This window comes from Microscilla marina ATCC 23134 (assembly GCF_000169175.1).
Lineage (GTDB): Bacteria > Bacteroidota > Bacteroidia > Cytophagales > Microscillaceae > Microscilla > Microscilla marina.
The window spans coordinates 18,737-31,090 of the sequence record NZ_AAWS01000016.1; the positions used below are offsets into that span (position 1 = coordinate 18,737).

The 12,354-nt window shown below is 38.4% G+C and carries 14 protein-coding genes; 3 read left to right on the forward strand and 11 right to left on the reverse strand.

The window, feature by feature from the left end:
* The first annotated feature begins 395 nt into the window (after positions 1 to 395).
* From M23134_RS16125 to M23134_RS16135, 3 genes are all read left to right on the forward strand, one after another.
* On the forward strand, positions 396 to 977 hold the full coding sequence (locus tag M23134_RS16125; RefSeq protein WP_045113713.1) for a tetratricopeptide repeat protein: 582 nt from the start codon (positions 396 to 398) through the stop codon (positions 975 to 977).
* A complete protein-coding gene (locus M23134_RS16130; RefSeq protein WP_157558512.1) occupies positions 898 to 2,688 on the forward strand; it encodes a tetratricopeptide repeat protein in 1,791 nt (596 codons plus the stop codon). Before M23134_RS16125 ends, M23134_RS16130 begins: the two co-directional genes overlap by 80 nt.
* Before the next feature lie 625 nt (positions 2,689 to 3,313).
* Positions 3,314 to 4,576: a site-specific integrase gene (locus M23134_RS16135; protein WP_002697987.1), complete on the forward strand. Its 1,263-nt coding sequence runs from the start codon at positions 3,314 to 3,316 to the stop codon at positions 4,574 to 4,576.
* Positions 4,577 to 4,634: 58 nt separating this feature from the next.
* Here the strand turns inward: M23134_RS16135 and M23134_RS16140 are convergent, their stop codons facing one another.
* The 11 genes from M23134_RS16140 to M23134_RS16190 all read right to left on the reverse strand — a co-directional run bounded on the left by M23134_RS16140 (position 4,635) and on the right by M23134_RS16190 (position 12,235).
* Positions 4,635 to 4,913, reverse strand: a complete 279-nt coding sequence (locus M23134_RS16140; RefSeq protein ID WP_002697989.1) for a helix-turn-helix domain-containing protein — start codon at positions 4,911 to 4,913, stop codon at positions 4,635 to 4,637.
* A gap of 829 nt (positions 4,914 to 5,742) precedes the next feature.
* The gene (locus M23134_RS16155; protein WP_002697990.1) at positions 5,743 to 6,060 is read right to left on the reverse strand and encodes a hypothetical protein; all 318 of its coding nucleotides are present in this window, start codon (positions 6,058 to 6,060) and stop codon (positions 5,743 to 5,745) included.
* A 46-nt stretch (positions 6,061 to 6,106) separates the two neighbouring features.
* On the reverse strand, positions 6,107 to 6,625 hold the full coding sequence (locus M23134_RS42100) for a hypothetical protein (protein WP_045113716.1): 519 nt from the start codon (positions 6,623 to 6,625) through the stop codon (positions 6,107 to 6,109).
* Positions 6,626 to 6,755: 130 nt separating this feature from the next.
* Complete coding sequence (locus tag M23134_RS42740; protein ID WP_002697993.1) at positions 6,756 to 6,893, reverse strand: hypothetical protein; 138 nt, start codon at positions 6,891 to 6,893, stop codon at positions 6,756 to 6,758.
* A gap of 102 nt (positions 6,894 to 6,995) precedes the next feature.
* Positions 6,996 to 7,145 carry a hypothetical protein gene (locus M23134_RS42745; RefSeq protein ID WP_002697995.1) on the reverse strand — a complete coding sequence of 50 codons (150 nt, stop codon included), beginning with the start codon at positions 7,143 to 7,145 and terminating at the stop codon, positions 6,996 to 6,998.
* Between the two features lie 216 nt (positions 7,146 to 7,361).
* Entirely contained in the window at positions 7,362 to 7,514 is a 153-nt protein-coding gene (locus M23134_RS42750; protein WP_002697996.1) for a hypothetical protein, read from the reverse strand.
* 342 nt (positions 7,515 to 7,856) lie between these two features.
* On the reverse strand, positions 7,857 to 8,726 hold the full coding sequence (locus M23134_RS38300) for a Rha family transcriptional regulator (RefSeq protein WP_002697998.1): 870 nt from the start codon (positions 8,724 to 8,726) through the stop codon (positions 7,857 to 7,859).
* 160 nt (positions 8,727 to 8,886) lie between these two features.
* Positions 8,887 to 9,624, reverse strand: coding sequence for a DnaB-like helicase C-terminal domain-containing protein (locus tag M23134_RS16170; RefSeq protein WP_002698000.1), 738 nt, complete (start codon positions 9,622 to 9,624; stop codon positions 8,887 to 8,889).
* A gap of 189 nt (positions 9,625 to 9,813) precedes the next feature.
* Positions 9,814 to 10,104 (reverse strand): hypothetical protein, encoded by a 291-nt coding sequence (locus M23134_RS16175; protein WP_002698002.1) that lies wholly within the window; start codon positions 10,102 to 10,104, stop codon positions 9,814 to 9,816.
* A gap of 178 nt (positions 10,105 to 10,282) precedes the next feature.
* A complete protein-coding gene (locus M23134_RS16180; RefSeq protein WP_075164033.1) occupies positions 10,283 to 10,576 on the reverse strand; it encodes a hypothetical protein in 294 nt (97 codons plus the stop codon).
* A gap of 1,335 nt (positions 10,577 to 11,911) precedes the next feature.
* Positions 11,912 to 12,235, reverse strand: a complete 324-nt coding sequence (locus M23134_RS16190) for a helix-turn-helix domain-containing protein (protein ID WP_002698006.1) — start codon at positions 12,233 to 12,235, stop codon at positions 11,912 to 11,914.
* Positions 12,236 to 12,354 lie beyond the last annotated feature (119 nt).

Below are 12,354 nucleotides of genomic sequence, written 5' to 3' on the forward strand. Positions count from 1 at the left end.
CCAACCTGCAGTTGAGGTTGCTATGATTGTGAAAATAAGTGTAGATATTTTATTTACCCCATGTATGTCCAGCATTCATTGTAAAGGCTAACTTTTTAAGTGTGTTATTGTCTGATAATCGAGCTTTTAAGCAGGCAAAGTAAAGGTTAATTTCGTTGGGCTTTTGCCCAAAAATAAGAAAAATAAGTAGATAGAATTTTTGTTAAATGCTTGATAATTAGACAAAGTAAGAAATTGTTTTTTTGAGGCTATCATATTTGAGAAATATAAAGAAAGCTCCTGTTATGAAGCACTTTTACAATTTGGAATATTATGATAAAATCTGAAAATAATTGAAATAGTTGTATTTTGTATCATTGAGTCACATTATTAATTAAAGCAATCAAGCTAGACCAATGAACACACGAGCACTTATCACTCTCTTGTTTACTAAACTATTATGTTGTGGGGCATTTAGTCAAGTTCAAGCGCAAACCCCTGTCATTGTAGATTCTCTTCAAAAAATACTTACTACCAGTATCAACCATCAACAACGCGCCGATACCTACAACCTACTAGCTGCACAATATCAGCGTACCGACTCTCTCAAAGTAGCCAGCTTTACGGCTGAGGCCTTGCGTTGGGCCAAGCGTGACAACTATGTTCAGGGAATTTGTCAGGCTTATTATTATCAAGGGTACAACTACACCCGACTGGGTCATTTTCTCCAGGCCGAGCAGGTGTACAACAAAATGATTCCCCTGGCTCAGGCGGCAAAAGACTACCATTCTTTGCATCTTGCCTGGAAAGGTTTGGGGATAAATCTCGCCTACCAGCGGAAGTCCCGAAAATCGCTGGAATGTTTCAAGAAATCTCTTTCTTTTGCTAAGCAATCCGATGACAAAACCTTGGTAGCCAATGCTTACAATAATATGGGGAATAATTATAAAAACCTGGGGAATATTAAGCAAGCTTTGCATTGTTACCAACATCTTTAGATATTACAGCACTCGATATATGAATGAGGTGGGTATTAATTATAATAACCTGGCCTTGATTTACTCTCGTAAAGGAGCATACAAAAAAGCCTTAGCCCATTACCAAAGTGCGTTGCGTACTTTTCGCCAATCTGATCAGTTGCTTCGGGCAAGCCACGTACTCAACAATATGGGCTTGATTTACCTCAATCAAAGCAATTACTTGCAGGCGGCCTACTATTTCAATGAGTCACTACAAATTCGGAAAAGCCTCGATGATGCCTTCAGTATTGCGGTGAGTTATACGAATTTAGGCTTATTAGAGACACGCTTAGGACGTTATCCTGAGGCAATAGGCTACCATCTGAAAGCCTTGAAGCATTCAAAAAAGTTGAATAATCAGTACCGGGCAGCTTCAAGTTATAACAACATAGGTGTGATATACCAAGAGCAAAATAACTTTGGGTTAGCCAGGCAATACTACTTCAAGGCTTTACGTATTTTCACCCAGTTGGAGCAAAAACTGGAGCTGGTAGAAGCCTATCGGGACATTGCTGCCACCTATGATTTAGAGAGTAAATCGGATAGTGCTCAACAGTATTTCAAACAAGCTTTTGAGGTAGCTCAGCAAATAGGAGATCAAAAATCTCTTGGGTTGGTTTACAAGGATTTAGGTATTTTTTATCGGAAAAAAAAGCAATGCAATCAATCACAAGAGTATCTGCACCAAGCCAAGGCTATTTTTACTTCACTAAAAAATTATCGCCATTTGTCTTCCAGCCAAATCGCTTTGGGTCAAACTTATTACGACTGTGGCGAGTACCAAAAAGCCCAACATGTATTAGAGAAAGGCCTTGAGCTTGCCAAAAAAAAAGGCGATATTGAAACGAGTGGCTACAGTATTTTATCAGCTACTTATGCTAAATTGGGCGATTACCAAAAAGCTTATGAAAACCATCTCCTCTTCAAAGCAACAACTGATAGCTTGTTTAACCGGAAGAACACCCGAAAAATAGCTCAGTTGGAAGAGCAGTATCGTTTTCAATTGCAAAAAGACTCTATTAGGGTGGTTAACCAGCGTGAAAAAGCAATGCTGGAAATCGAGAAAGAAAGGCAGACTTTTTTGAATTACTTATTGTTAGTCGGCATTTTTGTATTAATGATTATTGGTGGAGTAATTGCCCGGCAATACCAGTTGAGGCTACGTAAAAACCAACTTATTCAAACACAACAAAAGGCGCTTCATCAAGCAGACTTAGAGAAAAAACAAATGCAAGAAGCACACCTGACAAAAGAATTAGAGTTGAAAAATCAGTCGTTGATGTCACATACTTTACACATTCTACAAAAGAATAATTTTTTGCAGGAGATCAAAATAAGCCTGAAGGAACTGAAAAAAACAAAAGAATCTAATGAGCAAAAAGAGCTTATTAAAATACAAAAAATTATTGACCGTGGTTTAGGGATAGAAAAAGACTGGAAAAATTTTCAATATTACTTCGAGGAAACTCACCCTCGTTTTTACAAAGAGCTCAATGAACAATTTGCAGATTTGTCTCCCAACCTCCTCCGTTTAAGCGCATTAGTACGCCTCAACTTAAGTACTCAAGACATATCCAATATTTTAGGAATATCTTATCGTAGTACTACTATGGCTCGTTACCGACTTCGTAAAAAACTGAACTTAGAGACAGACAAAAATCTTTGTAGCTTCTTAATGCAGTTTGGCTAACGCAGCAAGTTTTGGGATACTGATGCATATCGGGGCAATTAGCTACTCATAATAAGTCAATTATATATAGCAGTTAGGTGTGTTTACTTATGATTCAGTACTTAAGCGATGAATAAATGAGTTTTTTAAAAACGTCCATATAGTTATTATTATTGGTTTTGAAGGTTTTATTAACCACTTTTTTATATGTTGTTTTTCAAAATAAAAAATCAGGAAAGCAGTACTTCTAGGGTTTGTTTTGGAGACAAGTGTAGAAGGAAGAATATAGCCTGACATAGAAATAAAAGGGCAACAGGCAAAAGCGACTGTAAATTACTGAACTACAAGAAACTTACGTCCCTTGGCGGGAATTGAACCCGCGTCCTTTTGAAACATTTACCCTTTGAGTATTTATACCGCAATACGTTATTACTAACTGATTTTCAGTGTTTTTAATTTTGATGTTTCCGCAATTACATGCATTTTTACGCAACATCAAGTACACCTTTTAAGGTACCAATTAGTATTTTATGATTTTGGTAACCTAAAGTAGTCATTATATAGTATAGCACCTGCCTAATGGTTTATTTTACTTTATATGACTAGAATGGTAACTCATTGTTGAAGCATCAAACTTACTAAAATTATGGCATTTACGATAAGTTTTTTATTAAGAAAAGATAAGACAAACAAAAAAGGTGAAACACCAGTTTTCTGTCGAATTGCTCACCAAGGAAAAAGGATCGATTTTCAAACTGAGGTTAAAATACCTATGGATAGGTGGCTGCCCCCAGTGGTCAAACTGGAAAAAAACGGCGATCAAATGTTTATTAAAGGTACTAGTGAATTTATTAAAGAAAAGAACCGTTTACTTAATCAAACCAGAACAAGAATTCTTCGTGGTTATAATGACCTTGTAAGTTCTAATGAAGAGATCGTTCTTAAAAAGCTGAAGGCTATTGCCAAGGGGCAAGAAGAAAAAGGACTTACCTTTTTAGAAGCTCTTGAGAAGTCTAAACAACGTAGTGGCTTGCGACCTAATACGATAAGAAGAATACAAGTAACAATCGACAACCTTAAACTCTTCCTTAAAGATGAGTTTGGTAAAGAAGATATCCACTTGAGCGATTTACTAAAGAATAATTATAAAGGTTTTGATATTCGATATGTAGATTGGTGTACTACTAAAACCACTGTCAGGTTTGATGGTAGTATCAGGTATCCCAAAAAACACGAAACTGCCATTAGGGAAGTAAGGCATTTTCGGAAGGCAATTAATATGGCAGTACAACTCGGCGAGATGGATAAAAACCCTTTGATTGCAGAGTTCAAAATCCCTAAGGATGAAAAAACTAAACGAGAGGTACTAACATTAGAAGAACTAAAAAAGCTTATGGAGTTGGATTTGTCTGATAAGCTTAATATGGATCGTATTAGAGATTGTTTTGTTTTTCAGTGTTTTACCGGGCTTGCATTTGTAGACATTGATTCTTTAAAAAAAGAGCACCTATTTAAACGTAATGAGCGTACTTGGATTATTAAAGAACGAGTAAAGTCTTCTACTGTTGCCAAAGTTCCTTTGCTTCCGCAAGCGCAAGTTATTTTGGATAAATATCGAGATGACCCTGTTTGTGCTGGCAAGGACAAGCTTATTCCAGTAATCTCTAACAAAAACTATAATGTATACTTGCAATCGATGGCAGAACTTGCCAGTATCGAGAAGCACTTGACAAGTCATGTCGGACGTAAAACTTTTGCTACTTTGGTGTATAATGCGGGAACTGATCGTTCAAAACTAAAAGAAATGACCGGGCATTCTGATGAAACTATTACTCAAATTTATGCAAGTATTACTGATGATACTCTCGAACGGGAAATAGATAAATTCGAAGGTTTGTTTACTGATTAAGGCGTTTATTTACCCCTCGTTGTATATGGACAAACACGAGGGGTTTAAAGTAGAGTGTTTAGGAGTTAGATTCAGTAAAAACTCTGCGTACATCTGCTCCTTTGTAATACCACTTCCCGCTCACTTTTTTCGCTGGAAGCTCTCCTCTTTCCCTCATTCGGGCAAGGGTATCATCACTGATATCCCCTCCCATTTCTTCTTTGATCCTTTTGTTTGTGTATATATCTAACCCACTGTTTTCAGCTTTAAATAACGCCTCTATTTTACCATAGATGGTTTCTTCAAAAGCCTTCATTAAGTGTTGAATGTCTTCCGTTGTTGGAATATTTGCTGCCATTATCTTACCTTTTAAAAATTTGAATACTTATTTATATTTGAACCAGCATAGCCCCAAGAAAGTGAACAACAGGGCTGAGTATGCCTTTCAGACCTACCTGTTTTTTAGCCTGCATGAGCAGGTAGCCAAAAAATTTGTTTTGCCAGATCATACGCTTCTGTAATTCAATCCAGTCAATGGGAGTTGTATTCGCTTGCCTGGCGTTTTGAGATGGATTTTGTTTATATATGTAAACCTTTTATAAAGTAGTTGATATATGTCCTCAACAGGCATCTGGGTAGCTGTGGCATTGATCCAGCCCTGTTCGGTAAAAACATTTTTTGAATCCCCAAAGCTTTGTATCATTAGATTTGCTGTCTCCATTTTTATTTAGTTGTTTATAGTGTAAAGAAGTGAAAAAGCAAACACCTTTACATTTTAGGTTTTAGGGAATTGTATGTTTTGGGTGATGCTATAGCAAACTTTCCTGATTTTATGTTTTATTTCCTTAGAGAATTGCTTGTATATATCTTCTGCACTGGTACCTGCTTATGGGTCGCATAGTTTTTCACTAGTTGCCCCAAGGCTTTTCGAGAATCCCCAAAAAGTGTCAAGGTTCCTTCTTTTTCCAGTGCATTCAATTCAGCTTCTGCTCTTTGCTTATCGTCCTCGATAGCTTTGATTCAGGCTTTCTACTCATTCTGACGGTTTCCGAAGTCTACCTACCTCAAAAGCATTTGTGCCGAGGATATTCGGGCATGGCACCTTTCTTCACACTCAATAAAGTATTTTCTGACTTCCCGCCCCTTATCGGTTTGAGCTAACAAGACAAGTGACTTAACACACTCGACTAACACACAAATAGTATCAAAGGGGCTGCTTCTTCCTGTCTTTTTATTTTCCGCAACTTGGCGGGAAAATTGATAGTCAGCGAGTTATGTGAGATTTCCTTTAAAACATTCTTTGTATTGTCGTTTTTTAAAGGCAACAACCAACAACCTTTTTCTGGAAAGGGCGGCAACAGAAATCGCCCGGTTTTCGTTAAGGTAGCTGCCTCTGCATCACGTTTTCTCACTCCGGTTTCAAACCGAAACGAGCCAGATTCTTCTATTTTAGCCTGATGGTTTTCAAGAGTAGTAGCCCCTACACCACATTTTCTTATCTCCATTTCAAAAGGCAGCGAGCCAGATTCTTCTATTTCAGCCTGATGGTTTTCAAGAGTAGTAGCCCCTACATTTTCTTATCTCCATTTCAAAAGGCAGCGAGCCAGATTCTTCTATTTCAGCCTGATGGTTTTCAAGAGTAGTAGCCCCTACACCACATTTTCTCATCTCCATTTCAAAAGGCAGCGAGCCAGATTCTTCTATTTTAGCCTGATGGTTTTCAAGAGTAGTAGCCTCTACACCACGTTTTCTCATCTCCATTTCAAAAGGCAGCGAGCCAAACTCTTCTATTTTAGCCTGATGGTTTTCAAGAGTAGTAGCCCCTACACCACGTTTTCTCATCTCCATTTCAAAAGGCAGCGAGCCAAACTCTTCTATTTTAGCCTGATGGTTTTCAAGAGTAGTAGCCCCTACACCACGTTTTCTCATCTCCATTTCAAAAGGCAGCGAGCCAAACTCTTCTATTTTAGCCTGATAACACCTAATAGTTTCCATTAGAGCCTCACCCAATGCCTCTACCAGAAGCAAACCTGCCACAGGAGGTTGCTGCCTTAAATCATTTGTGTTCATTGGTTTTATCATTAAAATCTGATTGATTTACCATTTTTGAATCTCAACATCACTCACTCGTTAAAATAACAGTAGTTGTCTTTCTTCCAATTTGAAAGATTGAACTACTGTTATGATGCCTTCTACTCTCTTATCTGTCGGGGTTTCCTAAGTCACCCTGATAATCTTGATTTTCCTCTGGTATTCCAAAATGCTTTATTGCCAGGTCATAAGCCTCTAAAATCCAGCCTGTGGATTCGAGCCATTCGATGGGCGTTTTATTTGCCATTTTTGCTTGCTGATATATATATTGTCCGGATGACACGGTAAATTCCTTGTAAAGAATCTGGTAGAGTCCCTGAGTGGTTACCTCAGGCCAGATCGAATAATTTTACATCATTTGCCCCAGTTCTTTTCTGACTTTGGTAAAAAGTGGGTTGAAGTTTTCTATCTGTAAACTTGCTTGAGCTGCCTTGATATGGGTTATTTCGTCTGTCAAGGAATCTTGTGCATCCCTGATGCTACTTATTTCGTGTGCCAAAAATTTGTGGTAGGAGTTCAAAAGTTTTATTTGTCCTCTGGTCTCTTTGGTGGACTTTGCCAGTTCATGGAGTTTTTTTACTGCCTGTGCCCAAAGCTTCTGATTGAATGGCTGTTCCTGAACTGTTTTGCGAACATAGTCGAATGATTGAACCAGCCTGGATTTAAAGGCAACAACCTTTTTCGTATTCCTGGAAAGGGTACCAATAAAAATCGCCTAATTTTCATTAAGGTAGCAGAATTTTAGGGTAGTAGCCCCTACACCACGTTTTCTCATCTCCATTTCAAAAGGCAGCGAGCCAAACTCTTCTATTTCAGCCTGATGGTTTTCAAGAGTAGTAGCCCCTACACCACATTTTCTCATCTCCATTTCAAAAGGCAGCGAGCCAAACTCTTCTATTTTAGCCTGATCAAGGGTAGCTACCTATATCATGTTTTCTCACTACCGTTTCAAGAGGCAGCGAGCCAGGCTCTTCTATTTTAGCCTAATAACACCTGATAGTTTCCATCAGAGTCTCACCCAATGCCTCTATCGGAAGCAAAGCTACCACCAAAGACTGCTGCCTTAAATAATTTGTATTCCTTGGTTTTATCATTAAAACCCGATTGATTTACCATTTTTGAATCTCAACATCACTCACTGGTTAAAATAACAGTAGTTGTTTTTCTTCCAGTTTGAAAGACAACTACTGTTATGATGCCTTCTACTCTCTTATCTGTCAGGATTTCCTAAGTCACCCTGATAATCTTGATTTTCCTCTGGTATTCCAAAATGCTTTATAGCCAGGCCATAAGCCTCTAAAATCCAGCCTGTGGATTCAAGCCACTCGATGGGCGTTTTATTCGCCATTTTTGCTTGCTGATATATATTTTGTCCGGATGCTACGGTAAATTCCTTGTAAAGAATCTGGTAGAGTTCCTGAGTGGTCACCTCATACCAGATCGAATAATTTTGCATCATTTGTCCCAGCTCTTTTCTGACTTTGGTAAAAAGAGGGTTGAAGTTTTCTATCTGTAAAGTTGTTTGAGCTGCCTTGATATTGACCATTTCGTCTGCCAAGGAATCTTGCGCATCCCTGATGCTACTTATTTCGTGTGCCAAAAATTTGTGGTAGGAGTTCAAAAGTTTTATTTGTCCTCTGGTCTCTTTGGTGGACTTTGCCAGTTCATGGAGGTTTTTTACTGCTTGTACCAAAATCCTCTGATTGAATGGCTGTTCTTGAATTGTTTTTCTAACATAAGCAAATGATTGAACCAGTCTGGATTTAAAGGCAACAACCTTTTTCGTATTTCTGGAAAGGGTTCCAATAAAAATCGCCTGATTTTCATTAAGGTAGCAGAATCTTAGGGTAGTTGCCCCTACATCACGTTTTTTCACTTCGGTTTCAAACGGCAGCGAGCCAAACTCTTCTATTTTAGCCTGATAACGCTGAATAGTTGCCATCAAAGCTTTATGTTTGACTCCCAGTGCTTCTGCCACCAACCTGCTATCTACTACAGGTATTTCATTTTTTACTTCAATAGGTAATAAGCCTTCCAGCGAGGCTTGTGTTGAGTTGTCTTTGTTTATTGATTTTGCCATTAAAATAAGTTTTGAGTGGGGCGAAAACGTTTTTTTAGAAAATAATACCTTTCCCAGTTCCTCATCAGCCCCTTGTTGTTTTTGAAAACTAAATTATTCCCTGTCCACCCATAATATTTAAGATGCCAGGGTTTTACAGATCATCAATGTCAAGGAAATGCTACCCTGCCTTTTCCAATTCTGTCAAAATAAAATGTAAGCCAATCATTTCCACATCCGTAAAATGAGCCGTTCGCGGAGTAAAACTCAGGGGGATGCCAGAGAACTTGCCTGTGGGCTGCTTAATTACTTCCAGTTGAGCCGCTATTTCATACTCCGGGCGATCCAGCCACATGGTTACATCTGCATAAGTGTTCAGCAAGGCATTGATTTTAGTTACCTTTTGTATACTGTCATCTTCTGCCTGGGGCAATGGTGTAAATACGATGCAAGGGATGCCCAACACACTGGCAAGCTTTTTTAATTCCTGAATATTACTTTGAGTGTCTCCACCCACTACCTGATGTAAATCGTCTACAACAATGAGTTCAACCTGATTGTAATAGGCGTGATAAAGGCATTTGCGTCTGAATTCCTCAAACACAATCCCTCTGATGTCACAGGCAATGAAATTAAAATTAAAGGTTGCCGTTAATGTATCATTGTATTTTTTGTACTTCTCATCTTCGGGGCATTCTTTGATGTACTCTATTTCTATCAGGTCAATATCACTCATGGCTGATACCATGCGATGCCTGATGTTTCTTTCTTTGCTTGCCGAACAAAAGAGTACGCCCATATCGTGGTGTATAAGCGCATCGAGAGCCAAACTTACCGCCAGGCTGGTTTTGCCTGCTTTAGGGTAAGAAGCAATATGAGTAAGGGGTTCGGTAAGGTGAAATAAATCGGCTGTCATCATAAGAGTTATCTTGATTTAAAATGTTTGAAAAAACCTATTTTTGCTATTTGTTGGCAGGATTTGATACTGATGTTGTTTTCAACGAGGGCTGTCATATCGAACCTCATGTGTTTTTTATAGTTGACAGGTGTTGGTGTCTGATGATTCATTTGGCACATATTTTAAGTATTGATTAAATCTGTGTTTGAACTACTTTTTATTTTTCTTTTTCAACCTCCTGGCCTTGGCCACTGCCTTATTTCTGGCAATACGCCCTGCCCTGATTTGTTCTTCATGGTTTTTGTTTTCACGAATGCGTGCTTCCCGTGCAGCCAGGTAAGCTTTAAGCTTTCGTTTGCTTCGGGCAAGTTTTTTGGGTAGGTAAATCCAGGTGTTGTGGTCTACCTGTACCTTCACTTTGTTTTGCAGGCCTTTTTGCCGCTGTTGGGCAAGGAGCTTTGCTTCGCGCTTGTGTTGTTCAGTGATGCTTTCTCTACTCATGATGGCTGATGTTTTTAGGTTGAGTACTCAGTATTGCCTGTAAAATCAGCCATAGCAGTGGTAGGTTTGCCCACAAGGTATGCGACAAATGATGTATCATTTTTCTTATAGTTTTTTGTTAGCAGTGTATTTTTATAAGTCAGGGCTGGTTTTCAGAGAAGGATAAGGGTGTTTCTACCTACTCCTCCCCACGTTTTTTTTGAAAATGATAGGCTATTTTGGATTCTATTTTTGCCTCGAAACTCACTGGAAACTCAAACAAGAAGACTGTTTTGCCTTCAAAAATGACCTCACAAACGGGTAGTGCTTTGGCTAAGGGGTACCTGGGCTGGAAGTCGTAATAAAACAGGCTCCCATTGAGGTGTTTCAGATCGGTAACGGTAAAGTTTTGAATGTCACTTTCATTCAATTTCTGCAATACAGTTACTTTTTTTCTTACGTGCAGGGTTATTCTTCTTTTCCTCTTTTTCATTTTTTTTACTTTGATGTTTGATCTTTAAATATTGAGAGAGCGCCCTCTTTTGCATAGTTACAGTAATGCTGCAAAGTGGTATGCCCTGGGCAAACAACCTTACAGTGAGGTATACCAAAAAGTATTCATGAGCTTACTTGCCCTGGGTAGTCATTTACCAGACTGACTCCAGAGTGAATGAAGGGATTGAAAATGCCGCCTGCCTCTTTTGAACAAGCCGCTGAGGGAATCATTTTTAACTGATATACAGTGTTAGTGTGATTTGCTTCATTTGATCATCTGTTGTTTTGGTTTATATTTCTATTTAATAAGTCGCTTTTCCGGCAATGTTGTTTACCTGTCTGTCTAGAGAAAAAGGCAAAGGCATACTACGTGCATGTCTTTGCCTGGAAATATTACAAGGGTCAAACTTGCATTAGATAAGCGCTATCCATGGTACTGTTTGACCCTCACATTCAACTAAACTCAGTTCATCATTGTCAGGTATTTCACTAAGCCTTCTGCTTAATGAGGATGCAATAGTATGAACAAGAAATAATACAAACAAGGTTTTTGTTAAAAAACTTCTCTTTTTTGCGTAAAAAACAAGTATTTATACTTGCTTATGTGATAGCGAATATTTTTTTGAAAGAATTTTGAATGTTGATGAAAGTTTGGTAAGATTGTACTCAACATAAGGGTTCTTTCGTTCGGGAGATCAAACGTTGCCTGCTTACTGGCAGTGTTTGATTTTGCTTACGACATATCATTAGAGCAAAGGCTCCACCTATTTTTCTTGTTTATATAACATCACACGGCTTGCCTGTCAGCAGAATACCGCTGGCAGGACAGGCTTAAAAGAAACCCAGAGTTATTTCTTAACCGTATATCAAACTGCTTGATTTGAGGCTGTATGGCGCTTTTATGCCTGGTTTTAAAGCAAGCAGCCACCTTACCACAGGTGTTTATTCAGGACTAAAGTATGGCTGTTTGCATACGTTACTGATTTACCTGTGGTCTGGAATGGCTTGGTCTGCCTGTACCAGAAACTGATGTTTCTGTACCAGAGCCAAAAAAACAACCGTTCAGTTTTTTGCGCTGTAGCAGGTGTTTTTTAGGCTAAAGTCCCTGTTTTGGTATGAAAATTTAAATTATCATTTTAGCGAATATAATAATTCGCTTGAATAAATGGGAGTGCTATATATATACTTCAAAAGAGTGTTATTATTTGATAAATACAATTTTAACAATTTGTTGTATCCGTTTGTGAATTACAACTACTAAGAGTCGTTTGATTATTTATTTATGCAAAAACCTTTGCTTGTTTCAGGCGAAGGTTTTTTTTATTGGCATTACTCATTTATTTTTTGGTAGCTTCTTCAGTATTTGTTCAGCGGCATCCACTTTGGTTTGGGCTTCCCTGAATAAATGAACGGCTTCTTTGAGCAAAGCAGTGGCAGTTCCTTCCGGGGTTGCCCGGTTCATCAACTCTACCACCGTCAGCCCAAATACCTGCGCAATCTGGGCAATGTCGTCCAGCCCTACATTTTGGGTACGTCCATTTTCAATTCTTTCATAAGTTTGTTTGCCCCAACCCAGTTTAGTCGCCATTTGTTGGTGGGTAAGCCCCTCACTGGTACGCAAATGCTTAATGATTTTTAGTAAGTCTTGTTTTTCCATTGGGCTAAAATACCTGCTTTTTCTTTGATACACATCAAGTTTTGATGCCTTTTATTTGTAAGTGATTATGAATAGATTACATTTGAATGAAAAACATCTAATATTGATGTTTTTATGTT